The organism is Plantactinospora sp. WMMB782 (assembly GCF_049179135.1).
Taxonomy (GTDB): domain Bacteria; phylum Actinomycetota; class Actinomycetes; order Mycobacteriales; family Micromonosporaceae; genus Plantactinospora.
The window spans coordinates 329,039-352,391 of record NZ_JBMHMC010000007.1; the positions used below are offsets into that span (position 1 = coordinate 329,039).

A 23,353-nucleotide genomic window follows, 5' to 3' on the forward strand; every position below is an offset into this window, starting at 1 on the left:
TGACCGGTGGCGGGCGGACGGACCGTGGGTGCGACATCCCGGGCCACCTAGTCGATACCCTGCCCGCCACATCCCAGGAGGCGAGATGGAGCACCTCGAACGACCCGTCCGGCCGGTACGCCGGATCGCCGCGGCAGCCGCCGCTCTCGGACTCGGACTCGGCCTGTCCGCCGTCGCCACCGCCCCGGCCAACGCCACACCTCGCGGTACCACGGCCGGCAGCAGCACGCCGGTCGGCGGCAGCACCGCGCTCGGCACCACCGCCCGGGTCGGCTACGTCAGGCTGGCCCACCTGTCGCCGGACACGCCGGCCGTCGACGTCTACCTCGGCCCGGCCGAGAGCACGGCCGAACCGCAGGTGTTCAGGGCCGTCGGCTACGGCGTACTCTCGCCGTACCTGCCGCTGCCGACCGGCCCGTACGCGGTCGCGATGCGCCGGGCCGGCGCCCCGGCCGACGACCCACCGGTGCTCACCACGAGCGTCTCGGTACGCGCCGGCGAGGCGTACACCGTCGCCGGGGTCGGCCGCTACGCCGACCTGGGGCTGCGGGTACTCGAAGACGACCTCAGCTCCCCCGCCGAGGGTCGGGCCAAGGTACGCGTCGTGCAGGCGTCGGTACGCGCGCCGGTGATCGACGTCGCGCTGGCGGACGGCCCGAGCATCGCCGAGGGCATACCCTTCGCCACCACCACGTCCTACCACCAGGTCACACCGGGCCGGTCCACGCTGCGGCTGTCGGCGACCGGGGCGAAGCCGACGACCATGGCCGTGTCCCTGCGGGACGGGACGGTCTACTCACTGCTGGTGCTCGACGCGAAGAAGGGCGGGCTGAGCACGGAACTGCGGGTGGACGCCCGTGGCGGGATGGTGGTGCCGGACGGAGGCGTGGACACCGGAGCAGGCGGTACCGGCACGGAGCCCGGAGCAGGTGGCAGGGCCGGGCCGGGCGGGCCGGCGTACCCGATCGGGCTGGCCGCGGTCGGCGCGGTGGCCGCGGTCGTGGTCGCGGCGGCAACCAGGTCCGCGCTCCGCCGTCGTCGCACGACGTGACGGCAGGCCAGCCACACCGCGCGACGGCGGAGCGGTCACGCGCGACGGCGGAGCGGACCGGGCCGGACCGGGTCAACCTGCTGCTCTGCGCGGTACTCGGGGTGAGTCTCGGTCTCGCGCTGGCCGGCGACGCGCTGTCGGTCGCGTCGCCGGCGACACCGCCGACAGCACCCGTCACACTGCCAGGCCCGGACGCGCCACCCGGGTCGGGCACACCGCCCGGGTCGGGCACCCTGCCGGCGCCGGCCGCTGCCCCGCCTGGTGGCGCGGCCTCGGCCGCAGCGCCGGACTGCCGGGGCGGCTGCCCGGCCGCAGGGGCGGTGGACCGGCCGCCCGCCGGAGCGCCGGCCCGGGTGCGCATTCCGAGGATCCGGGTCGACGCGCCCCTGACCCGGCTACGGCTGGACCGGTCGGGCCGGCTCGCCGCCCCGCGCCGCTTCACCGAGGCCGGCTGGTATGCCGGCGGCACCACACCCGGGGACGTCGGGCCGGCGGTACTCGCCGGGCACGTCGACTCGGCCACCGGACCGGCGGTCTTCGCCCGGCTGTCGGAACTGCGACCGGGCGACCGGGTCGAGGTGCGCCGGGGCGACCGGTGGATCCCGTTCAGGGTGACCGGCGCCAGCCGACACGCCAAGGACGAGTTTCCGACCGACGCCGTGTACGGGCCCACCCCCGGGGCGGAGCTGCGGCTGATCACCTGCGCCGGCACCTTCGACCGCCCCACCCGGCACTACCGGGACAACCTGGTGGTCTTCGCCGTCGCCGACCGACCGGTGATGCTCCCCGGATCGGCCGCCGGCTGACCCGTCCCGACGACTTCCGTCGTTCCCGCGACGACGGACGGACCGAGATCCGTCCTGTCCGCCCGGCTGGGTCGGGTCAGACGGGGCGGCGGCCGGAGAAACCGCACTCCACCCGGTGGTACCAGCGCAGGTCGCTGTCACCCTCCAGCCAGCACCAGAGCACCGGGCGGCCGTCCCGCTCGCCCGGAAAGTCGAGCAGCACCGGCGCGAAGCCCTTGACCTGGATGTCGTGCCCGGTCAGCTCCTCCAGGATGCCGAAGATCCGCGCCTCCAGGCCCTTCACCTCGGCCAGTCCGCCGAGCGGGCTCGCGCCCCGGTCGGCCAGGTCGGCCCGCAGCTCGGCCAGATCGGCGCGGAGCACGATCAGCTCGTCGATCCGCGGCCGCAACGTCGCGATCAGGTGACGTGCCTGGGCAAGGGTGAACACGGGCACAGTATGGGGCACCCGGGGCCGGCGGCGGGCCCGACGTACGGCTCAGTCGTTCTGTGCCGCGATCTCCCGCGCCCGGTCCCGGGCGGCCTCAAGTGCGGCCAGCAGCGCCGCACGTACGCCGTGGTTCTCCAGCTCGCGGATCGCCGAGATGGTGGTACCGGCCGGCGAGGTGACCGCCTCGCGCAGCTTCACCGGGTGCTCGCCGGAGTCCCGCAGCATCACCGCCGAGCCGATCGCGGTCTGCACGATCAGCTCGTGCGCGACCTGGCGGGGCAGCCCGAGCAGGATGCCGGCGTCGACCATCGCCTCGACCAGCAGATAGAAGTACGCCGGGCCGGAACCGGAGAGCGCGGTCACCGCGTCCTGCTGGGATTCGGGTACCCGGATTGTCGCGCCCAGCGGCCGGAACATCTCCTCGGCGAGTTCCAGGTGCGCGGCGGTGGCGTGCACCCCGGCGGAGATCGCCGTCATCGCCTGGTCGACCAGGGCCGGCGTGTTCGTCATCACCCGGATCACCGGGGTGCCGTCGGGCAGCCGCCGGGCGAAGAAGTTCGTCGGCAGCCCCGCGCAGAGCGAGACCACCAGCTTGTCGGCCGGTACCTTCGCACCGATCTCGTCGAGCAGCGCGTCCGCGTCCTGCGGCTTGACCGACACCGCGAGTACGTCCGCCTCGGCGACCGCCACCAGGTTCTCCACCACCTGTACGCCGTACCGGGTGGCGATCTCCTCGGCCCGGCTCTGCCGCCGGGTGGTCGCCAGCAGCCGGTCCACCGGCCAGCCCGCCCGGAGCAGCCCGGAGAGCATCAGTTCACCGATCTTGCCGGTGCCGATCACGGCGACGGTGTGCGCTCCCGGTGCCATCGCTGCTCCTCCTCAGGTGGAAGCCGTCACGCTCAGGTGGAAGCCGTCACGCTCGGCAGGAATCCGGGTCGGCCCGCCGCAGCCGGCGGAGAGATCGAACCTGACCACTCGGAGCCGGGTGCGGCGGGCCGACCCACCACGACGGGCGCCGACCCATCGGGACGGGCCAGGTCCCGCCGCAGGTTGTCAGCTGCCGAAGAAGACCTCGGCCTCGGTGTAGCGCTCCAGCGGCACCGTCTTCAGCTCACGGGTCGCCTCGGCCAACGGAACCCGGACGATGTCGGTGCCCTGCATGGCGACCATCTTGCCCCAGTCGCCCTCGTGCACGGCGTCGATCGCCGACAGGCCGAGCCGGGTGGCGAGCACCCGGTCGAACGCGGTCGGGGTGCCGCCGCGCTGGATGTGCCCGAGTACGACGGTCCGGGCCTCCTTGCCGGTCTTCGCCTCCAGCTGCTCGGCGAGCCACTGCCCGATGCCGCCGAGCCGGACGTGCCCGAACGAGTCGAGTTCCTGGTTCTGCAGCCGCATCTGCCCGTCGAGCGGCTGGGCACCCTCGGCGACCACCACGATCGGGGCGTACTGCTTCTGGAAGCGCTTCTCGACGTAGGTCGCGACCTGGTCGACGTCGAACTGCCGCTCGGGCAGCAGGATCACGTTCGCGCCACCGGCCAGGCCGGCGTGCAGGGCGATCCAGCCGGCGTGCCGGCCCATCACCTCGACGACGAGGGTGCGGTGGTGGCTCTCGGCGGTGGTGTGCAGCCGGTCGATGGCCTCCATCGCGATGTTCACGGCGGTGTCGAACCCGAAGGTGTAGTCGGTCGCACCCAGGTCGTTGTCGATCGTCTTCGGTACGCCGACCACCTGGACGCCGAGTTCGTGCAGCTTGGTGGCGACGCCGAGGGTGTCCTCGCCGCCGATCGCCACCAGCGCGTCCACGCCCTGCTCGGCCAGGTTGGCCTTGATCTGCTCGACCCCGCCGTCGATCTTGAACGGGTTGGTCCGGGAGGAGCCGAGGATGGTGCCACCGCGCGGCAGGATGCCCCGCACCTCCGCGATCCCGAGCGGCTTGGTCAGCCCCTCCAGCGGGCCACGCCAGCCGTCACGGAACCCGACGAATTCGTGGTCGTAGGTGGCGACGCCCTTGCGCACCACCGCTCGGATCACCGCGTTCAGACCCGGGCAGTCACCACCACCGGTGAGCACGCCGATACGCATGATCTGCTTCTCCTCCAGGAGCTTCGGATGAGCCCGTCAAGCCCCAGGGTGAAAGTCAGGTCAGACCGTCGGCGTCGTTGCCGGCCCGGGGCGGGCCGTCATTGCGCACTGTAGTCGCCCGCCCCGAGCCGGACCACCGCGCCCCGGCCACCGTCCGGGGGCCGAACCGGTCATCGGGGCAGCCGGCGGGCGGTACGAGCCGAAACGATCACGAGTCGCGCTCAGGACGGTGCCGGGCGGGGGTGCATCGCCTGCCAGCGGGCGAGGTTGTGCCGGGCGTCGACAAGCGCGTCGTGCCGGTCGGCGTCGGCGTCCGGCAGCGGCGGGCTGCCCTGGTCCTCCCAGCGCTGGCGCAGCTCCTTGGTGAACCGGGGGATCTCCCGGGGCAACGCCGGCATCGCCCCCCAGAGCTGGGCCAGCGCCACGTGGTCGTACGCCGCGTACCAGGCCCAGAGTTCCAGTTTCTCCCCCGGCCGGCCGCGGACCGGCTCCGTCAGGAACTCGTAGAGGTCGTCGCGGATCCGTTCCCGGGAACGCCACGCCCGGTCGGCCGGCGACGGCAACTTGTCCAGGACGTGCCGGCGCACCCACGGAACGGCCCGGGAGTCGTCGAACTCGGTGGAGACCGCGTAGAACTCGCGACCGTACTCGTCGACGACACCGATTGACACGAGGTCGACCAGCCGGCCGTCCTCGATGAACTCGCAGTCGTAGAAATAGCGGTAGACCATCGCCCGCCATCTTCGCCCATCCGTCCCGCCCTACGGGAATCGGGGGTGGAATTTCCACCATTCGGCGCCGGCGAGCCGGTCGGAACACGGTGGGCGGGAGGCCGGCGTGGTGATCCTGAGGTGTCGGCGGATCACCACGCCTTCCCTGCGGCCCGGCCAGCGCCCCCACGCCGGCCGGGCCCCGGTTCCACCGCGGCCGGCCAGCGGGCTCTTGGCGCACCCTCCGGCCGGTCGCGGCTCCCCGCGCCCCCAAGGCTCCGCCACGCCCCCGTACGGTCCCCACCAGTGGCGGATCTGACGTCAGAATGCTCCCTGGTCAGCGACAGAACTGTCACAGAAGTGATTTCGGGGGTGTACAGCAAGCGACACGACCGTCATGATCTGATGTGTACCGCTACCGGACCCTACCGGTATCAGTTTCATCTTGCTTCTTCGGTCGGTTGCGGGTCGCCCGAGAGCAGAACTGTGGTTATTTACCGGGGAGGGGTTGAGCCGTGGAGGTTCGCCTGCCTGAGCCGGGCGACGCCCTCACCGGCGTCGACATGTTCGCCGGCCTTGAGCCAGAGGTGCGCCAGCGGGTCATCGCCGCGGCGGTGCCACGCACCTACCGCAAGGGGCAGCTGCTCTTCGTCGAGAACGATCCCGGCGAGTCCCTGATCGTCCTGCGCCGGGGAGCGGTAGCGGTGTTCCGCACCGCCCCGACCGGCGAGCGCGCGGTGCTCAACGTCATCCGCCCGCCGGACGTACTCGGTGAGGTGTCCCTGCTGGACGCCTCCACCCGGTCGGCGTCCGCCGAGGCCATCGAGGACTGCACCGCGCTGGCGCTGTCCCGTGGGGCGTTCATGGAACTGGTCCACTCCAATCCGCGCATCCTCGACGCGGTGATGCGGTCGTTGGGCGGGCTGATCCGGCGGCTGACCGAGCAGAACGCCGACCACGTCTTCCTCGACCTGCCGGGTCGGGTGGCCAAGACGCTGGTCCGGCTGGCCGGCGAGAGCCAGGCGCCGATGATCACGATCGAACTCAACCAGAGCCAGCTGGCCGAGATGGCCGGCGGGTCGCGGCAGAGCGTCAACCAGGCCATCGGGTCGTTCGCCAGCCGGGGCTGGCTGCGCACCGAGGGGCGACGGATCGTGGTGACCGACGTCGCGGCGCTGCGTCGCCGGGCCGGCATGGCCGAGCGCTGACCGGTCGCCGCCCAGGCTGCGTCACCGGGCCGGCACGGCCGAGCGCCGACCAGGCTGCGTCGCTGCTACCGGTACGGCCGAGCGCCGATGGTGCGAACCGGCCCCCGCTGGCCTGCCCGCGCACTCTCTACTGTGGCCGGTCGGCACGCCCCGGTCGGCGGACTGCCCGGCTCCGGGGACGGTGGTGTTCCGGCCCGGAAACGGCGGCGGGCGTTCCGAAGACCCGCCAGGTGTCCGGAACGCCCCTTACAGCGCTGTGCGCGGGACCGGTCAGGTCGCCCCCGGCCAGTTGGTCGTGTCCCGGCTGCCGCCACCGGTCGCCCCCGGCCAGTCGGGGTTCTCACCGCCCACGATGCCGGCGGCCTGGAGCTTCGCCAGGGTGGCGGCGTCCACGTCGATCATGTCCCCCGAGGAGTGGCCGACGCCGTCGCCGTCGGTCCATTCCTTTTCCAGTCGGACGTACACCATTGCCCATCTCCCTGATAAATCGTCGATCGGTCGGCGCCAATGACTGTATCTTGGATCACTATGGGTGGGACTGTCCGCTAGCTAACAGCCCGGTTCCCGACACCGGCGCGGGCGCCGATACTCGGCGGTGGCGAACTCCCGCCCGCACGACCGCCGGCGGTTCGCCGGGACCCCCGTCCGGCGGCCACCGCCGGACGGCACAACGGCAACGGCCGGACGGCGCCACGGCCACGGCCACCGCCGGGCGGGACAACGGCCACGGCCACCGCCGGGCGGGACAACGGCCACGGCCGGACGGCGTGACGGCTGCGGCCGGACGGCGTCAGCTTCGCTCGGACAGCACGTCCCTTCGACGCTGTAGGAGGACGGCATCTCCGCCAACTGCACCAGATGCGGCCGGATCGCCGCCGCCGGAGACCGTTTCTGCGGCGGCTGCGGCACCGAGCTGACCCCGGCCTGCCCGCACTGCGACCGGCCACTTGCCCCGGATGCCGCGTTCTGCACGGCCTGCGGCAAACCACGCCCGAACCCGCCGGGCCGACCGGCCACGGTGTCCCAGGAGGACCGACGGCGGGTCAGCGTACTCTTCGTGGACCTCATCGACTTCACCCCGTACGTCGAACGGGCCGACCCGGAACTGGTCCGGGGCATGCAGACGGCCTTCTTCGCGGCGGCCCGCCGGGTCATCGGACAGTACGGCGGGGTGGTGGAGAAGTACATCGGCGACGCCGTGATGGCGCTGTTCGGGGCGCCGGTGGCGACCGAGACCGATCCGCTGCGCTGTGTGCGGGCGGGCCTGGAGTTGCAGCGGGTGCTGACCCGGTTCACCCCCACCGGCGCCGACCACCTGCGGTTCCGGGTCGGGGTGGCCACCGGCGAGGCGCTGGTGGACGTGGCCGCCGCCCGGGACGGCGGACAGGCCATCGTGGCCGGCGACGTGGTGAACACCGCCTCCCGGATGCAGTCGGTGGCACCCCCCGGCGGGGTACTCGTCTGCGGCAACACGTACGCGCTCACCCGGGACGCCATCCGCTACTCCGAACAGGCGCCGGTGACCCTGCGCGGCCGCTCCTCGCCGACCGAGGTGTGGCTGGCGCTCGCCCCGGTGGACCGGCAGCCGCCGGACCGGGAGCCGGACACCACCCCGCTGATCGACCGGGAACACGAGCTGGGGCTGCTGGTCAACGCGCTGCACCGGTCGATCCGGGACCGGCTGCCGCAGATGGTGACGGTGCTCGGGCACGCCGGCATCGGCAAGAGCCGGCTGGTCCGCGAGCTGTTCCGGCACACCGAGCGGCTGACCGACGAGCCGCTCACCTGGCGGGTCGGCCGCTGCCCGCCGTTCGGCGAGAACGTCACGTTCGCCGCACTGGCCGACATCGTCAAGGCCGAGGCCGGGATCCTGGACACCGATCCGGCGCCGGTCGCCACCCGGCGGCTGGAGACGGCACTCGTCGAGCTGGTCGGCCCCGGGCCGGCGGACCGGCTGATGGACGCGCTCCGCCCGGTGGTCGGGCTGCCCGGCCCGACCCTGCCGGCCGAGGAGTCCGAGTCGGCGTGGCGGCGCTTCCTGGTCGCGCTCGCCGCCCGCCAGCCGACCGTGCTCGTCTTCGAGGACCTGCACTGGGCCGACGAGGCGATGCTGAACTTCGTCGAGCTGCTCGGGGCGTACGCGCAGAACGTGCCGCTGCTGCTGCTCTGCACCGCCCGCCCCGAGCTGGTCAACCGGGAGCCGAGCTGGGCCGGCACCATCACCGGCTCGATGACGGTGACCCTGCCGCCGCTGCGGGACACCGGGATCGCCTCGCTCTACGGGCACATCTTCGGCCAGGCTGCCTTCTCCACCGACATGCTCAGCCCGCTCGTCGAGGTGGCCGACGGCAACCCGCTCTACGCCCACGAGTACGTCCGGATGCTGATGGAGCAGGGCGCACTGCGCCAGTCCGGCCGGGGCTGGTCCCTGGAGAAGCAGTCCGACCTGGCGATGCCGGACAGTGTCCACTCGGTGATCGCCAACCGGGTGGACCTGCTCGACGGCCCGGACCGGATGGTGCTGCTGGCCGCCTCGGTGGTCGGCGTGCAGTTCTGGCCGGGTGCGGTGGCGGCGGCGCTCGGCCAGCCGGTCGAGTCGGTGGAGCGGGCGCTGCGCCGGCTGGAGCAGCGGGACTTCGTGCACGAGCAGGCGACCTCGACGATGGCCGGGCAACCCGAGTTCCGGTTCCGGCACGTGCTGGTCCGGGACGTCTGCTACCAGCGGCTGCCCCGGACCGAGCGGGTGGCCCGGCACGACCGGACGGCGGACTGGCTGGACGGCATGTCCCGGGGCCGGGACACCGACCTGGCCGAGGTGCTGGCCCACCACCGCTGGGCGGCGCACGAGATCGCGCACACCCTCGGGGTGGACACCGAGCGGTACGCGCCGCCGGCCCGGGAGGCGCTGCACCGGGCGGCCCGCCGGGCGTACGCGCTGCACGCGCTGGACGCCGCCGCCAACCACGCGGGCCGGGCGCTCGGGCTGGCCGACGACAGCGATCCGGTCGGCCGGCTGCACCTGGAACTGCTGCTCACCGAGATCTCCTACTTCCGCGACGGCACCGCCTTCCTGGCCGGTGGCGGCACCGACCAGTTGCACGCGCTGGCGGACCGGCTCTTCGCGTACCAGGAGACGGGTGGTGCGGCGCGGGCCTGGACGCTGCTCGGCAAGGCCGCCTGGCTGCGGGCCGACCGGGCCGCGGCACTGTCCTGCCTGGACCGGGCCGTGGAGCTGTTCGACGCGCTGCCGGACACCGCACAGAAGGCGGACGCCTACGCCGAGCTGGGCCGGCTGCACATGCTCAACTACGAGCGCGACCCGGCGGTGGCGGCGGCCGGTGCGGCGGCGGATATCGCCGAGCGGCTGGGCCTGGTGGAGACCCGGACCGACGCCCGGATCACCGTGGCGACCGCCCGCTACCAGGCCGGTGACCGGGCCGGGCTGGACGAGCTGCACAGCATCCTGCGGTTCTGCCAGGATTCCCAGCTCGTCGTGCTGCCCCGGGTGGTACGCAACCTCGCGCACGCGATGCGCGAGGAGGGCGACTGGATCCGCGCCGACGAGCTGGTCGCCTCCTGCCCGGCGCTGGCCGAGGCCGAGGCACTGTCGACCGGCGGCTCGGCGGAGGCGGCCCGCGCCTACTACGAGGGCGACGTCGGGCGGCTGCTGACGATCGCCGACGGCTTCGTGGACACCCCGGCCGGCCGCTGGGACATGCAGATCCGCGGCATGCGGGCCTACCTGCGGGTGCTTCGCGACGAGCCGGTCCCGGGCGGGTCGCCGGGTGGCCGCGGCACGGTGCCGCCGCCCGCCGGCCGCGGCGGGGACGACTCCGCCGACGACGTGGCGGACGCGTTGCGGACCGCCCGGCGTAGCGGCTTCCACCGGCTGCACTGGAACATGCTGGCCCTGGGCGCGTTCTGCCGGACGCTACAGGGGCGCACCGGACAGGCCGCCGACCTGCTGGTGGAGCTGACCGACTCGTGGGCGACCGTGCCGGCGCTGGCCAGCGGGGAGTGGCTGCCGGCCGCCTCCTACGCCGCCGCGCTCACCGGCCGGGACTCGGCGGTACGGCTGCGGGGCATGCTGGACGCGGTCACCCATTCGACGCTCTGGGTGGAGGCGGCGGTGCGTACCGTGACCGCCGCACTGGCCGGCGAGGACGGCGACCACGAGCGGGCCGGCCAGCTCTATCTCGCGGCGGCGGAGAGCTACGGCCAGATCCCGGACGCCACCGACCGGATGTTCGGGCTGGCCCTCGCCGCGCAGCAGCTGGCGCTGGCCGGCGACGACTCCGCCGCCGAGATGGCGCTGACCGAGGTACGCGCCTTCGTGCTGCGCAACCGGGTGCCCGGCCTGCTCCGGCTCGGCCACCCCCCGCCCGCCCGGGACACCGAAACCCCGATGCTCGCCTCCTGACCGCCCTCTGCCCGCCGGGCCCCGTGCGGAACCTTGTCGCCGGGAGGCGGGAGGCTTCGCCGGGGCTCGGGCAGCTCCGCCGGCTCGGGCAGCTCCGCCGGCTCGGGCAGCTCCGCCGGCTCGGGCGATGTCAGGCGGCCAGCGAGTCGGCGGGCGAGTCGGCGGGCAGCTTGCCGGCCACCGTCGTCGCCGCCCGCGACTGCTGGTTCTTGATCTTCTGGGCGTAGGTGTCGACGTACTCCCGACCGGAGAGTTCCATCAGCTCGTACATGATCTCGTCGGTGATGGCCCGCTCCACGAAGCGGTCGCCACCCATTCCGGCGTACCGGGAGAAGTCCAGCGGGCGGCCGAACCTGATCCTGACCCGCTTGATCTTCGGCAGCAGCTTGCCGGGCGGCTGGATCTCGTCGGCGTTGAGCATGACCACCGGGACGACCGGGGCGCCGCTGTCCAGGGCGAGCCGGGCCACCCCGGTCTTGCCCCGGTAGAGCCGGCCGTCCGGCGAGCGGGTGCCCTCGGGGTAGATCCCGGCGACGTTGCCGGAGCGGAGCACCTCGAGCTGGGTGTCCAGCGCCGCCTGCGCGGCCCGCCCGCCGGTGCGGTCCACCGGGATGGTGCCGGTGCCCACGAAGAACATCTTCACCAGCCAGCCCTTCAGCCCTTTGCCGGTGAAATATTCGGCCTTCGCGACGAAGGTCACTTTTCGCTTGACCATCAGCGGCATGAAGATCGAGTCGGAGAACGACAGGTGGTTGCTGGCGATGATCGCCGGACCGGCGCTGGGTACGTTCTCCCTCCCCTCGACCTGTGGCCGGAAGATCAACCTCAGCCAGGGCCCGAGGACGACGTACTTCATCAGCCCGTACAGCACAAGTGTCCTTCCCGAGCGACCCGCGCGTCCCCACGTCGGCCGCCGACCGGGCAGGACGCACGGTACGCGTCGGGCGGAGCCGGTGGCCGCGGGCGGGAACTGTCGGCAAGAAGCCTACGAAGCGGGTACGCCGCGCCACAACGCACTCCCGCAACCCGTGCCCGCCGTGTCACGATTCATTGCACGGCGGATGTGGCGCAGCGGCGGTCGGCGAGACGGCCACGCGGCACGGGCCGGTAAGGGAGGGTGTCGGGGTGTCAGCGGGTGGCGCCCGCCGGGGACGGCGGGACAACGGGCTGGAGGCGACGGAGTACGCCGTCGCCGGCGACGTGGACCCGCGGCTCGGCGAGCACCTGCTCGACGTGCTGGCCGCGGGCGGAATCGCCGCCTATCTCCAGCCGTCCGCCGACCTCAACCCGGTGACCCGGACCACCACCGTGCCGCCCCGGCCGGTGGACCGGCTCTACGTCGACCGGAGCTTCCTGTCCACCGCCCGGGACTACCTGACCCAGCTCGCCGACGAGGACCCGCCCGGCCAGCCGCCGGCCCCACGGCAGGACCCGGACCCGGACGTGGAGGCGGAGTGGGCCAGGATCGTCGCCGGCTACCACACCGAGGTCGCGGCCGACTCCCGGTCCTGGCCCGCCGTCGAGGACGTCGCGGCCGCCGAGTCGACCGACCGGCCCACCGGGACGAGCACCGCCCGGCCGGGCACCGATCCCGCCGGCCCGGCCGACCCGGGCGTACGCCGGCTTCCCTCGGCCACCGAGTTCTCCGGCATCTCGGTCGGCGGAAGGGCCGACGAGCCGTCGCTGCTCGACGGGCTGGACACCTTCGGCGCGGACCTGCCCGGCGACCCGGACGACGAGCGATACGTCCCGCCACCGCCGCCGCCGCTGCCCCGGCTGTCGAAGTACGCGGTGGTCGGGGTGCTGGCCCTGGTCGCCGGCTTCGCCCTCTTCCTCTTCCCGCACCTGCTCCCGATCGACCGGGGGCTGGTCACCATGCTCGGTTTCGCCGGCATCCTCACCGGGTTCGTGACGCTGATCTGGCGGCTGCGGCCCGGCAACGAGCCCGACGACGACCCGGACGACGGAGCGGTGGTCTGAGCCCCGGCTGTCCCCGCCGTCCCCCGCTGTCCAGATCGCGAGATTCATCACCCCGTGGAGCCAAGGCGTAACACTCGCGTAATTTCACCTCAGTAGGAATACTGCTGTAAGTTACCTTCCCCTCACGACTGCCCCGATCGCTCCTATTCGCGGTGGTCGCCTCGCCCGGAACGAGGTGCCCGATTGCGACAGAGTTCCCTCGTGGTGGTGGCCAACCGGCTGCCCGTCGACGACAGCGTGGCGCCGGACGGCGCCTGTGAATGGCGCCGCAGCCCCGGTGGGCTGGTCAGCGCACTGCACCCCCTACTCCAACACACCCCGGCGACCTGGGTGGGCTGGGCCGGTGGCACCGGTCCCGCACCGATGCTCGCCGACATCGACGGCGTACGCATGCACACCGTGCCGCTGGCCGGCGACGACGTACGGGACCACTACGAGGGCTTCGCGAACGCGACGCTCTGGCCGCTCTACCACGACGCGGTGGAGCAGCCGGTCTACCACCGCCGCTGGTGGGAGGCGTACCAGCGGGTCAACCAGCGGTTCGCCGAGGCGGCGGCGGAGGCCGCCGAGCCGGGCGCCATGGTCTGGGTGCAGGACTACCACCTGCAACTCGTGCCCGCCCTGCTCCGGGCGACCCGACCCGACCTGCGGATCGGCTTCTTCATGCACGTGCCGTTCCCGCCGCCGGAGCTGTTCATGCAACTCCCCCGCCGGGCCGAGCTGCTGCGCGGGCTGCTCGGCGCCGACCTGGTCGGCTTCCAGCGCCCGCAGGCGGCACACAACTTCGCCCAGCTCGCCACCAAGGTGCTCGGGCTGACCGCCACCGACCGGCGGATCGCCGTCGACGACCGGGTGGTGCGGATCGGCGCCTTCCCGGTCTCGATCGACATGGCCGAGATGGAGGCGCTGGCCGACCATCCCGACGTGGTCGCCCGGGCCGCCAGGATCCGGCGGGACCTCGGCGACCCGCAGCACGTACTGCTCAGCGTGGACCGGATGGACTACACCAAGGGCATCGAGCAGCGGCTCAAGGCGTACAGCGAACTGCTGGCCACCGGGCACGTGAAGGTCCGCGACACCGTGATGGTGCAGGTCGCGGTGCCGAGCCGGGAGCGGGTCGAGCAGTACCAGATCCTCCGGGACCGGGTCGAGCGCGAGGTCGGCCGGATCAACGGCGAGTTCGGCCGGGTCGGCGAACCGGCGATCCACTACCTCACCCAGCCGTTCGACCGGGCGGAACTCGTCGCGCTCTACCGGGCCGCCGACATCATGGCGGTGACTCCGCTGCGGGACGGGATGAACCTGGTCGCCAAGGAGTACGTGGCGGCCCGGGTCGACAACGGCGGTGCGCTGCTGCTCAGCGAGTTCGCCGGGGCGGCCGCCGAGTTCCCGGAGGCGTTCCTGGTCAACCCGCACGACCTGGAGGGACTGAAGCTGACCCTGATGCACGCGCTCCAGGCCATCCCGGCCGACCTGACCGCCCGGATGACCGCGATGCGCGAGCAGTTGCGGGTGAACGACATCCGGGCCTGGGCCCGCTCCTACCTGACCGCCCTGGACCAGACCGGCACTCTCGCCCGCCGCCTCACCACCAGTTGACCGTCTTCCGTGACCGGGGAGCGTTCGGCCCGCTGTGGCACGCCGGACGCTCCCTGATCACCGGCTGCCCGGGTCAGCCCGTGGAAGCCTTGTCGAGCCAGTCGAGGACGGCGTCGATCGGTTCGCGCCAGCGGGCGTCCAGCATCATGTCGTGACCCATGCCGGGGAAGAGCAGCGGGGCGACGCCGTACCGGCCGGCCGCCCGGGTCAGCGCCGACGGCGGCACCACCCGGTCGTCGGGACTGCCGAGCACCAGCATCGGCGGCCGGCCCACCGCCGGCTCGGCCGGCCGCTGCCGGAGCAACTGCCACTGCGCCCGCGCCGAGGCCCGACCCAGCCGGGCGGTGTACTCCCGGCCGGCCGCGTCCGGCAGCTCCCGGCTGAACAACTGCCGGTGGCTCAGCCGGAGCGGGCCGCCGAAGACCGCCGGCAGCGTACCGGCCGGATTGCGCAGCAGTGCGGCACCGAACGTGCTCCAGCCGCCGAAGACCGGCGCGACGAGCACGCCGGCCCGGGCCGGATAGCGGGCCAGCGCGTGTGCCACCACGAGCGCGCCGGCACCGTGCCCGACCAGCACCGCCTGCCGGTCCAGGCCGGCCGCCACCTGCACCACGTCGTGCGCGTACGCCCGCAGCGTCGCCTTCGGCGCCCGCCCGCTGCCGCCGTGCCCGCGCAGGCTCACCGCGTGCGCCGGAAAGCCCCGGGTCGCGGCGTGTTCGAGCCAGTTCTCGGCGAACGCCCACGCCCCGTGCCCGAACCCGGGCACGAACAGCAGTGGCGGTTTGCCCTCCGGCGCCTCGGGGGTGGCGGCGCGTACCTCCCGGAACACCGCCGGCACCGGGCGGGTCCAGTCCCGCACCCGTACGACCCGGGTCTTCACGCCGGCACCTCCAGCTCGTCCAGGGTGCGCTGCACCGTACGCAGGTAGTCGACGTGCCCGATCTCGAACCAGTGCCGGGTGCTCTCCTTCACCCTCGCGGGGTGCCACCGGTTGCCGGCCTCGGCGTCCATCCGGGCGGCGAACGGGCGGGCCCGCTCCGGCGCGGTCTCACGCAGCCGCAGCCAGCGGGCGATCAGCACCGACTGCCAGTGCAGCAGCGGCAGCAGGCCGGAGTCCGGCTGGAGCAGGCCGGCCACCGCCAGCGTCGGATGCCGCCGGGGGAAGGCGTTCAGGTAGAGGGCGGGCCGGCCGGACGCGTCGGTGCCGAGCAGCTCCGGTGCCAGGAACTCGAAGCGCGGCAGGTAACCGGTGGCGAAGACCACCAGGTCCGGCTCGACCTCCCGCCCGTCGACAAGGGTCACGCTGTTGCGGCGGAACCGCGCGACGTCCGGCACCGGCGTGATCGAGCCGTGCCCGAGCTGGTGCACGAGGTGGCTGTTGACGATCGGGTGGGTCTCGAAGACGCGGTGGTCGGGGCGGGGCAGCCCGAACCGGGTCAGGTGGCCCACGGTCAGCTTCAACACCTGGTGGAACAGCCACTGCCGCAGCCGCAGCGGCAGCCGGTACGGCGCCAGCGAGTCGTTGACCTGGTCGGCGGGGCGGCCGAAGGCGTACTTCGGGGCGTACCAGTAGCCGCGCCGGGTGGAGTGCCAGCACTTGACCGCCTGCTGTCCCGCCTCGACGGCGATGTCACAGCCGGTGTTGCCGGCCCCGACCACCAGCACCCGCTTGCCCCGGATCTGGGTGGCGTCCTTGTACGCCGAGGCGTGGATCACCTTGCCCCGGAACTCCTCCAGCCCCTCGTACGCCGGCATCTTCGGCGACCAGTTGTGCCCGTTCGCCACCACCACGGCCGCGTACCGGGAGGTGCGCTCGGCACCGTAGCCGCCGGTGCTGCGGGTGGTGACGTCCCACCTGTCGCCCTCGGCCGGCTCGACCCGGACGACCTCGGTGCCGAACCAGATGTGCGGCCGCAGGTCGAAGTGGTCGGCGTAGTGCTCCAGATAGGACAGCAGCTGGCTGTGGTGTGGATAGTCCGGCCAGGTGTCCGGCATCGGGAAGTCGGGGTATTCGGTGAGCGGGCGGGACGTGATGAGGTGGGTGCTGGCGTAGACCGGGCTGCGGTCGTGCCGCCAGTTCCAGGCCCCGCCGACGCCGGTCTCCCGTTCGTAGCAGTCGACGCCGAAGCCGTACTCCTTCAGGTTCTTTATCGCGGTGAGGCCGCTGGCCCCGGCGCCGATCACGCAGACGGTGCCGCCCCGGTCGTAGACCGGTCGGCCGTCCCGCCAGAGGGTCGCGGCCGGGTCGTTGCTCTCCTGGTCGCTGAAGGTGGACACCGAGAAATCTCCTTTTGTCCGGCACGAGTGCCGACGTGCGGGGGAATCCTCTCGGCTGCCGTCGTCCTTGTCCAGCCCAACGCGCGCCACTTCCGGGCAAGTACCACTGGAGCCGATGCCGCGCGCTCGCCTCGTCCGGCAGTTCTGCCGGCGACAGCGCGAGGTCGCGGACAACCTGCCGGGTATCGGCCGGGTCCGGGACAGCAAGGACCCGGCCGGCCGGGCGCCGGGCTTCGCCCCCGCTGCCTGGCGAGACTTCGTCGCCGAGGTGGCAAACCGGCGGAATCCAGTTCGGCAGTGGCAACCGGACCGTACAGGAGTCAGCCGAGCTGGACGAGCAGGGAGCCGCCCAGCAGCAGGGCCAGCCCGGTCAGGCGGGGGGTGGTCAGGGCGCGGCGACGCAGCCGGAACAGGCCGCGCTGGTCGATGACGGCTGAGGTCAACTGCTGGCCGGTGACGGTCAGCGCGACGGTCACCGCCGCCCCGATGGCGGGGATGAGCAGGAAGGTGCCGGTGACGTAGGCGGCCGCGCAGGCACCGCCCAGCCAACCCCACCACGGCATTCGGCCCAGCGGGGCGAGTTGGGGACGGGGGGTGCGCCGGGTGGCGCGGAGCACCAACAGCACGGCCGCGATGGTGAGGGTGGCCACGATGAAGCTGGTCAGGGCTGCCGCGAGCGGTTCGTCGAGTTCGCTGCGCAGCCGGGCGTTGACGGCGCCCTGCACCGGCAGCGCCGCTCCGGCGAAGACGCCCAGGGCGAGCCAGCCGGGGTGACCCGCGCTGGCGTTCCCGCCGGCGTCGGTGCCCGGGGCAGCGCCAGCCTGCTGCCCCTTGATGATCACGACGATCCCGGTGAGTACGCCGAGCGCGCCCAGGACGAGCGCGGGGGTGGCGTCCTGGCGCGCCAGGCCGAGCAGGCCGAACAGGTCCAGGGCGAGGGAGGCGAACATCTGGCCGGTGACGAACAGCCCCACGGCGACCAGGGCGCCCAGGCGGGGAAAGAGCAGGATGCCGCTGGTGATGTAGAGCGGGCTGGCCAGCCCGCCCAACAGGTACCAGGTCGGGACGTCCGGAAGCCGGCCGAGGGCACCGAGGGCGCCGAGGGCGAAAGCCAGCACGGCCAACAGGGCGGTGGCCACGCCGAGTTGAAGGGTGGAGGCGCCGTACGGCGTGCCGACGGCGGCGTTGAGCTGGATGTTCGCCGATGCCTGGACGGCCAGCAGACAACCGACGAGCAGCGCGGCGGCGAGGAGCGCGGGGTGCATGGGGTAACCTTCACAGCAAGAGAAGTGGACAGGTCGTCCGCTTAGCATAACCGGCAGCGCGACAAATGGGCAGTCATCTCAATTAGCTCCCGGGTAGGGTCACCTCGTGACGACCAGCGACGAGCGCCCCGGCCAGCGGCCGTCGGCCGCGCGACGCCAGCAGACACACAACGCCGAACCTGCGACCCGTGGCGGCCGACCTGGAGCCCGCGTCGCCGCCCGCTCCTCCGCACCCAAGGAGCGCGCGGACGCGGTACGCAACCGTGCCCGCATTCTGCAGGTCGCGGAGCGGCTGTTCGCGGAGCAGGACCCGCGCACGGTGACCATGGACCAGATCGCCAAGGCCGCCGGGATCGGGCGGGCGACCCTGTACCGGCGCTTCCCCGACCCCGCGGCGATCGCCGTCGCCCTGCTCGACGAACACGAACGCCGCCTGCAGGCCCAGTTGATCCAGGGACCACCACCACTCGGTCCGGGCGCCCCGGCCGACGAGCGCCTGGTCGCCTTCTACCTGGCCGCGCTCGACCTTCTCGAGCGACATCTGCCACTGGCCCTGGGCGCCGAGACCGGACCGGCCCGGTTCAGCACCGGCGCCTACGGATTCTGGCGGGCCCATGTCCGGGCGGTCCTGGCGGACGCCGACACGCCCGACCCTGATGCCCTGGTCGACATCGCACTCAGTCCACTGGCGCCGGAGCTGTACCACTTCCAGCGCCACGAACTCGGCCTCTCCCGCGAGCGAGTCGCCAGGAACCTGAGCCTGCTCGCCCGTCGGCTGCTGGCCGCGGTCCCGCGCGGCTGACCACCGCGGAGGGTGGGACGGCCCCCACCGGCGATTCGGACACCTGGCGACACGGGGCGGCCCGCACGGGTGCCGAGTACGTACGATCCATGCCACCTTCGCTGTGCCGAGTCGCACGGGAGCAGCCGATGATCGTCGATGCAACACTGGCCCGGATCAACGAGGGGGTGCAGGCGCATCACCAGCAGGGCCGGCGCGAGGCCGCTCGGGACCTGTTCGCGCAGATCTGGGAGGAGATCGGCGGGGAACAGGGCGATCCGCTGCACGTCTGCGTCCTCGCGCACGCGATGGCCGACGTGCAGGACGACGTACCCGAGGAGTTGCTCTGGGATCAACGGGCGCTGGCGGCGGTCGACCTGCTCAGCGACGCCCGGCTCGCGGAGGCCGGGGTGCCGATGCGGGTGGCCGGCCTGTACCCGTCGCTGCATCTCAACCTGGCCGACTGCCACCGCAAGCTCGGCGACCTCGACCGGGCCCGCGAACACCTCGGACACGCGCGGGCGGGAATCGACGCGCTCGGCGACGACGAGTACGGGCAGCTGATCAGGAGGGGCCTGGACCAGCTGACCCAGCAGCTCGCTCCCGAGTAGACCGGGTCGCCCGGTCACGCGGAGTCGCGCAGCACCAGTCTGGTGGGCAGGATGAGGGAGGCGGTCTCCCGTCCCGCGATCACCTCGAGGAGCACCCGGGTCATCTCCTTGCCCAACGCCTGGATCGACTGGTGGACCGTGGTCAGCGGCGGATCGGTGCGTCCGGCTATCCCCAGGTCGTCGAAGCCCACGACCGCCACGTCCGCCGGTACGGACCGGCCAGAATCGCTGAGCACCCGCAGGGCGCCGGCCGCCATGTTGTCGCTGCCGGCGAAGACGGCGTCGAGATCCGGGTGGTCGTCGAGCAGCGTCTTCATCGCCGCGGCGCCGCTGGCCTCGGTGAAGTCACCCTCCGCCACGCCGTACGGAGTCAGGCCCGCCATGATCATCGCTTCCCGGTAGCCCCGGTAGCGGGCTGTGCCGGCCTCGGTGCCCAGTTCACCGGTGATGGTGACGATGCGGGTCCGGCCGAGGCCGAGAAGATGCTCGGTGGCGAGCCGCGCCCCGCCGAGGTTGTCGGAGTCGACGTACCACTGCGGCTCGAAGTGCAACGGCCGACCGCCGTAGACGGCCGGCAGGCCGGCGCGGCGCACGATGCGGGTCAGCGGGTCGTCCCCGCGCAGCGCCATCAGCATGATGCCGTCCACGCCCCGGGTGTTCAGCAGGTTGGTGAGCCGGGACCGGCCCCGGCCGGAGCTGGCCAGGCAGAGCAACAGGTGCAGGTCGGTCTCCTCCAGCGTCGCGGATACCCCGACGATGACCTGGCCGAAGAACGGATCGGCGAAGAGTTCGGGGTCGTCGTGGGAGATGGCGAGGGCGACGATTCCGGTCTGCCGGGTGGCCAGGGCCCGAGCGGTGCGGTTGGGCAGGTAACCCAGTTCCTTGATCGCCTTCTCGACGGCTTCCCGGGTGGCGCGGCTGACATGCGGGGCCTTGTTGAGGACCCGGGACGCGGCGGAGCGTGACACACCGGCACGTGCGGCCACCTCGTCGAGCGTGGGCTGGCGCCGGCCCGTCCCTGTTTCCATCGTGCCGCCGCGTCCTTCCTGCCTAACGTCGGTTGCCTAACGTCGGAGACAGGCCGACGACGGGCACCCGGCGTGGCTCGGTCGGCGCCGACCCGGCTACCGGCGGGGCTGGCGTCGCCGGTAGATGATATCGACCTTCGGCGATCAAGGTCGACACGGTGACGTCGCGCGCCGCAGGGCGCACGGGTGTTGGTCCGGGGCGCCCGTCGCCGGCCGTACGGATTCGGCCCCGTCGGTGGAGAGCGGTGCCGTGGCACTGGAAGCGGTTCCAGTATCGGCCTGACATGGGCGATGCACCGGAGCCGGGGCCGACGGGGCAACCTTGACTTTTACTCGTCACATGCCCAACATTAAATTGACATCGATAGATAGACTGCAACTGGAAGCGCTTCCAGTCTGGCCCGATCTGGCGCCCGAGGGCGTTCACGGGCGCCCCGACGCGGGACGGCAAAGGGCACCGACCGCGACGCGGTGACCAGACGGTTGGCGGCACACCCACCACCGGTTCATGTCGACACCTCCCAACGCTCTAGGAGACTCGCGATGAGACGACCCGCCCGTCCGCTGCTCGCGGTTGCGGCCGCACTGGCAGTGGCGGTCCCGACGATCCTGTTCGGCTCGTCGGCCGCCCACGCCGATCCGATCAGCCAGACCAGCGGCTTCTACGTCAACCCCAACTCCAGCCCCGCGTCCTGGGTCGCCGCCAACCCCGGTGACGGACGCGCCAACGCGATCAGGACCGCGATCGCCCAGAAGCCGATGGCCTCCTGGTTCGGCAACTGGAGTGGCGACATCGGATCCGCGGTCGGCAACTACGTCGGTGCCGCGGACGCCGTCGACAAGCTCCCCCTGCTCGTGGCCTACAACCTTCCCGGCAGGGACGCCTGCGGCGGACACTCCGGCGGTGGCGCCGGAAGCGTCGCCGCCTACGACGCGTGGATCTCGGCCTTCGCCGGCGCCATCGGCAACCGGCCCGCCGTGGTCGTCCTCGAACCAGACTCGCTCGGCGACTTCAACTGCATGAACCAGGGGCAGATCAACGACCGGGTCGGCATGCTCAGCCGCGCCGCCAACCAGTTCCGCACCCGGGCGCCCAACACGTGGGCCTACCTCGACGCCGGCAACCCCGGCTGGGTCGACGCCCGGACCATGGCGCAACGCCTCAACTCGGCAGGTGTCGGCAACGCGCACGGCTTCGCGCTGAACGTCTCCAACTACTTCACCACGGGCGAGAACACCAACTACGGCAACAACGTCGCCAACACGCTGCGTAGCAGCTACGGGTACTCCAAGCCCTTCGTGATCGACACCAGCCGCAACGGCAACGGTGCCAACGGTCAGTGGTGCAACCCGGGCGGCCGCAGGATCGGCACGCCGACCCAGATGGGCGGCGGCGCCGAGATGCTGCTGTGGCTCAAGACGCCCGGCGAGTCCGACGGCAACTGCGGGGTCGGATCCGGATCCAGCGCCGGGCAGTTCCTGCCCGAGGTGGCCTACAAGATGGTCTACGGGTACTGAAATGCGTGCCGCGCCACGGTGATCGAGCCGGCTCACCGGGCGTACCGGCAGATGGAAGTGCCCCTCCCGCGATCATGCGGGAGGGGCACTTCGCGGATGGGGGAACTACGGTCGGGCGGAGGGTCCGGGCCACGTTCCGGCGGAAGTGACCCAGATCACCCTGCCGGGAGATCCGGATACCCCGGCACGATCGATTGACAGGACGTGAGAGCGAGCGAGCCGGACGAGGAGCACCTGCTGCGACGCGTCGCGCGGGCCGATCTGGACGCATTCGACGAGTTGTACCGGCGCACCTCGCCCTGGCTGGCCATCCGGCTGCGGCGACGCTGCGCGGACGACGGGATCGTCGCGGAGGTGCTCCAGGACACCTACCTGACGGTCTGGCGGGCGGCCGGGTCGTTCGCCGCGCTGCGCCCCTCCGGCGACGCGGACGCCCAGGGCGGCAGCGCGGCCGGCTGGATCTGGACGATCGCGGCGCGCCGGCTGGTGGACGCCCTGCGACGCCGTGCCCGGCAGCCGGACGTACTGCCCGCCGAGTCGCTGCCGGTGCCGAACGCGCCGGCCGCCGAGGACGTGGCACTGGACCGGACGATCGGGCACGAGCTGGGTGCGGCGGTGGACCGGCTCGCGCCGGAACTCCGCGCGGTGCTCAGCGCCATGGTCGTCGACGGACTGACGGTACGGGAGACGTCGGCCCTGCTGGGACTGCCCGAGGGCACGGTGAAGAGCCGGGCGCGGCGCGCCCGCAACGCGCTACGGGAGGCCCTGTCATGACCGCTCACGTTCCGGCCGCCGCACTGGAGGTGTACGCGCGCGGTCGCCCCGGGGCGGACGACGCCGCGACCTGGGTGGTGGAGGTGCACCTCGAGGGCTGCGCCGAGTGCCGGGCGCGGCTCGCCGGGTTCGCGGCTCCCCCGGTACGGGAACTGCTCGACAACGCACGGGAAACCATCATGCATCGGGCGCGGACCGGGCCGGGACCGGCGCGCCGCTCCCGGTGGCGGCGGTGGACGTGGCGCTGGACGGACTGGTCGCTACCGGCCTGGGCCGCGACGACAAGCATCGCCGTCCTCGTCGCGTTCCTGCTCGACTCCGCGTACCCGCACCGGCCGTCGACGGTGCTGCTGCTCGCCCCGGTGGCTCCGCTCACCGGCCTCGTGGTCGCCTGGTCGCGGCACACCGACCCGGCCTGGGAGGTGGTCGCCGGCACCGCGCGGGCGGGCCTGGAGCTGCTGCTCCGCCGTACCGCCGCGATCCTCTCCCTGGCGCTGCCGCCGCTCGCGGTCGCGGGCTGGCTGCTGGGCACCTCCCCCGCGCTCTGGCTGCTGCCCTGCCTGACGTTCACCGCGGCGACGCTGCTGCTCGGCGGCCGGATCGGCGTCACACCCGCCGCCGTGGTCCTGGGCCTCGGCTGGGTCGCTGCGGTCGCCGCACCAGCGCTGGTAACCGCACGCGCACCCGCCCTCGTCCAGCCCGAGAGCCTGCCCGGCTGGGCGGTGGCCGCCACCGTCGCCACCGTGCTCGCCGCACTGCGCTCCGACGACTTCCGGCGCCTCGCCAGCTGGCGCTGACCCGCACCACCCCTGTCGG

At 72.8% G+C, this 23,353-nt stretch carries 22 protein-coding genes; 12 read left to right on the forward strand and 10 right to left on the reverse strand.

The features are described 5' to 3' along the window. The first annotated feature begins 85 nt into the window (after positions 1-85). Both ACN28A_RS03340 and ACN28A_RS03345 read left to right on the forward strand, forming a co-directional pair. A complete protein-coding gene (locus ACN28A_RS03340) occupies positions 86-1,051 on the forward strand; it encodes a DUF4397 domain-containing protein (RefSeq protein WP_421392185.1) in 966 nt (321 codons plus the stop codon). Next, entirely contained in the window at positions 1,048-1,857 is an 810-nt protein-coding gene (locus ACN28A_RS03345; protein WP_421392188.1) for a class F sortase, read from the forward strand. Before ACN28A_RS03340 ends, ACN28A_RS03345 begins: the two co-directional genes overlap by 4 nt. Before the next feature lie 76 nt (positions 1,858-1,933). Here ACN28A_RS03345 and ACN28A_RS03350 read toward each other — a convergent pair whose 3' ends face one another. From ACN28A_RS03350 to ACN28A_RS03365, 4 genes are all read right to left on the reverse strand, one after another. Further along, positions 1,934-2,284: a DUF2203 domain-containing protein gene (locus ACN28A_RS03350; protein ID WP_278063264.1), complete on the reverse strand. Its 351-nt coding sequence runs from the start codon at positions 2,282-2,284 to the stop codon at positions 1,934-1,936. Between the two features lie 48 nt (positions 2,285-2,332). Beyond that, positions 2,333-3,151 (reverse strand): pyrroline-5-carboxylate reductase, encoded by an 819-nt coding sequence (proC, locus tag ACN28A_RS03355; protein ID WP_278063265.1) that lies wholly within the window; start codon positions 3,149-3,151, stop codon positions 2,333-2,335. 186 nt (positions 3,152-3,337) lie between these two features. Continuing rightward, positions 3,338-4,366 carry a 6-phosphofructokinase gene (locus ACN28A_RS03360; RefSeq protein ID WP_421392191.1) on the reverse strand — a complete coding sequence of 343 codons (1,029 nt, stop codon included), beginning with the start codon at positions 4,364-4,366 and terminating at the stop codon, positions 3,338-3,340. Between the two features lie 221 nt (positions 4,367-4,587). After that, positions 4,588-5,097 (reverse strand): polyadenylate-specific 3'-exoribonuclease AS, encoded by a 510-nt coding sequence (locus tag ACN28A_RS03365; protein WP_421392194.1) that lies wholly within the window; start codon positions 5,095-5,097, stop codon positions 4,588-4,590. Between the two features lie 494 nt (positions 5,098-5,591). On the opposite strand from ACN28A_RS03365, the gene ACN28A_RS03370 reads away from it, so the two are divergent. Beyond that, complete coding sequence (locus ACN28A_RS03370; RefSeq protein WP_101367233.1) at positions 5,592-6,284, forward strand: Crp/Fnr family transcriptional regulator; 693 nt, start codon at positions 5,592-5,594, stop codon at positions 6,282-6,284. 270 nt (positions 6,285-6,554) lie between these two features. On the opposite strand, the gene ACN28A_RS03375 is transcribed toward ACN28A_RS03370, so the two are convergent. After that, on the reverse strand, positions 6,555-6,752 hold the full coding sequence (locus tag ACN28A_RS03375; RefSeq protein ID WP_278063268.1) for a hypothetical protein: 198 nt from the start codon (positions 6,750-6,752) through the stop codon (positions 6,555-6,557). A gap of 370 nt (positions 6,753-7,122) precedes the next feature. Between ACN28A_RS03375 and ACN28A_RS03380 the strand changes: the two genes are divergently transcribed. Beyond that, positions 7,123-10,704, forward strand: a complete 3,582-nt coding sequence (locus tag ACN28A_RS03380) for an adenylate/guanylate cyclase domain-containing protein (RefSeq protein ID WP_421404119.1) — start codon at positions 7,123-7,125, stop codon at positions 10,702-10,704. A 130-nt stretch (positions 10,705-10,834) separates the two neighbouring features. Here ACN28A_RS03380 and ACN28A_RS03385 read toward each other — a convergent pair whose 3' ends face one another. Then, on the reverse strand, positions 10,835-11,575 hold the full coding sequence (locus ACN28A_RS03385) for a lysophospholipid acyltransferase family protein (RefSeq protein WP_421392197.1): 741 nt from the start codon (positions 11,573-11,575) through the stop codon (positions 10,835-10,837). A gap of 254 nt (positions 11,576-11,829) precedes the next feature. Between ACN28A_RS03385 and ACN28A_RS03390 the strand changes: the two genes are divergently transcribed. Together ACN28A_RS03390 and ACN28A_RS03395 are read left to right on the forward strand one after the other, a co-directional pair. Continuing rightward, positions 11,830-12,684: a DUF308 domain-containing protein gene (locus ACN28A_RS03390; protein ID WP_421392200.1), complete on the forward strand. Its 855-nt coding sequence runs from the start codon at positions 11,830-11,832 to the stop codon at positions 12,682-12,684. Between the two features lie 183 nt (positions 12,685-12,867). Beyond that, positions 12,868-14,283, forward strand: a complete 1,416-nt coding sequence (locus ACN28A_RS03395; protein WP_421392202.1) for an alpha,alpha-trehalose-phosphate synthase (UDP-forming) — start codon at positions 12,868-12,870, stop codon at positions 14,281-14,283. 73 nt (positions 14,284-14,356) lie between these two features. On the opposite strand, the gene ACN28A_RS03400 is transcribed toward ACN28A_RS03395, so the two are convergent. Together ACN28A_RS03400 and ACN28A_RS03405 are read right to left on the reverse strand one after the other, a co-directional pair. Further along, complete coding sequence (locus ACN28A_RS03400; RefSeq protein ID WP_421392205.1) at positions 14,357-15,163, reverse strand: alpha/beta hydrolase; 807 nt, start codon at positions 15,161-15,163, stop codon at positions 14,357-14,359. Further along, positions 15,160-16,560 (reverse strand): flavin-containing monooxygenase, encoded by a 1,401-nt coding sequence (locus ACN28A_RS03405; RefSeq protein ID WP_421392208.1) that lies wholly within the window; start codon positions 16,558-16,560, stop codon positions 15,160-15,162. The genes ACN28A_RS03400 and ACN28A_RS03405 overlap by 4 nt, the downstream gene beginning before the upstream one ends. A gap of 115 nt (positions 16,561-16,675) precedes the next feature. On the opposite strand from ACN28A_RS03405, the gene ACN28A_RS03410 reads away from it, so the two are divergent. Further along, positions 16,676-16,990 (forward strand): DUF397 domain-containing protein, encoded by a 315-nt coding sequence (locus ACN28A_RS03410; RefSeq protein ID WP_421392210.1) that lies wholly within the window; start codon positions 16,676-16,678, stop codon positions 16,988-16,990. Here the strand turns inward: ACN28A_RS03410 and ACN28A_RS03415 are convergent. Beyond that, on the reverse strand, positions 16,881-17,825 hold the full coding sequence (locus ACN28A_RS03415; RefSeq protein ID WP_421392212.1) for a DMT family transporter: 945 nt from the start codon (positions 17,823-17,825) through the stop codon (positions 16,881-16,883). The genes ACN28A_RS03410 and ACN28A_RS03415 overlap by 110 nt on opposite strands. Before the next feature lie 106 nt (positions 17,826-17,931). Here ACN28A_RS03415 and ACN28A_RS03420 point away from each other — a divergent pair, with 106 nt between their 5' ends. Then, positions 17,932-18,627 (forward strand): TetR/AcrR family transcriptional regulator, encoded by a 696-nt coding sequence (locus ACN28A_RS03420; protein ID WP_421392215.1) that lies wholly within the window; start codon positions 17,932-17,934, stop codon positions 18,625-18,627. 128 nt (positions 18,628-18,755) lie between these two features. Next, complete coding sequence (locus ACN28A_RS03425; protein ID WP_421392216.1) at positions 18,756-19,217, forward strand: hypothetical protein; 462 nt, start codon at positions 18,756-18,758, stop codon at positions 19,215-19,217. Positions 19,218-19,231: 14 nt separating this feature from the next. Here ACN28A_RS03425 and ACN28A_RS03430 read toward each other — a convergent pair whose 3' ends face one another. Further along, positions 19,232-20,245 (reverse strand): LacI family DNA-binding transcriptional regulator, encoded by a 1,014-nt coding sequence (locus ACN28A_RS03430; RefSeq protein ID WP_421392219.1) that lies wholly within the window; start codon positions 20,243-20,245, stop codon positions 19,232-19,234. A gap of 543 nt (positions 20,246-20,788) precedes the next feature. On the opposite strand from ACN28A_RS03430, the gene ACN28A_RS03435 reads away from it, so the two are divergent. The 3 genes from ACN28A_RS03435 to ACN28A_RS03445 all read left to right on the forward strand — a co-directional run bounded on the left by ACN28A_RS03435 (position 20,789) and on the right by ACN28A_RS03445 (position 23,334). Next, the gene (locus tag ACN28A_RS03435) at positions 20,789-21,763 is read left to right on the forward strand and encodes a glycoside hydrolase family 6 protein (protein WP_421392220.1); all 975 of its coding nucleotides are present in this window, start codon (positions 20,789-20,791) and stop codon (positions 21,761-21,763) included. Between the two features lie 204 nt (positions 21,764-21,967). Beyond that, complete coding sequence (locus ACN28A_RS03440; protein ID WP_421392223.1) at positions 21,968-22,537, forward strand: RNA polymerase sigma factor; 570 nt, start codon at positions 21,968-21,970, stop codon at positions 22,535-22,537. Beyond that, complete coding sequence (locus ACN28A_RS03445) at positions 22,534-23,334, forward strand: zf-HC2 domain-containing protein (protein ID WP_421392225.1); 801 nt, start codon at positions 22,534-22,536, stop codon at positions 23,332-23,334. The genes ACN28A_RS03440 and ACN28A_RS03445 overlap by 4 nt, the downstream gene beginning before the upstream one ends. Positions 23,335-23,353: the final 19 nt, after the last annotated feature.

Coding starts and splice junctions, on each gene's coding strand:
- ACN28A_RS03340 (WP_421392185.1), top strand. CDS start 86: ATGGAGCACCTCGAACGACCCGTCCGGCCGGTACGCCGGATCGCCGCG.
- proC (WP_278063265.1), bottom strand. CDS start 3,151: ATGGCACCGGGAGCGCACACCGTCGCCGTGATCGGCACCGGCAAGATC.
- ACN28A_RS03360 (WP_421392191.1), bottom strand. CDS start 4,366: ATGCGTATCGGCGTGCTCACCGGTGGTGGTGACTGCCCGGGTCTGAAC.
- ACN28A_RS03365 (WP_421392194.1), bottom strand. CDS start 5,097: ATGGTCTACCGCTATTTCTACGACTGCGAGTTCATCGAGGACGGCCGG.
- ACN28A_RS03375 (WP_278063268.1), bottom strand. CDS start 6,752: ATGGTGTACGTCCGACTGGAAAAGGAATGGACCGACGGCGACGGCGTC.
- ACN28A_RS03410 (WP_421392210.1), top strand. CDS start 16,676: ATGCCGCGCGCTCGCCTCGTCCGGCAGTTCTGCCGGCGACAGCGCGAG.
- ACN28A_RS03415 (WP_421392212.1), bottom strand. CDS start 17,825: ATGCACCCCGCGCTCCTCGCCGCCGCGCTGCTCGTCGGTTGTCTGCTG.
- ACN28A_RS03425 (WP_421392216.1), top strand. CDS start 18,756: ATGATCGTCGATGCAACACTGGCCCGGATCAACGAGGGGGTGCAGGCG.
- ACN28A_RS03430 (WP_421392219.1), bottom strand. CDS start 20,245: ATGGAAACAGGGACGGGCCGGCGCCAGCCCACGCTCGACGAGGTGGCC.
- ACN28A_RS03435 (WP_421392220.1), top strand. CDS start 20,789: ATGAGACGACCCGCCCGTCCGCTGCTCGCGGTTGCGGCCGCACTGGCA.
- ACN28A_RS03445 (WP_421392225.1), top strand. CDS start 22,534: ATGACCGCTCACGTTCCGGCCGCCGCACTGGAGGTGTACGCGCGCGGT.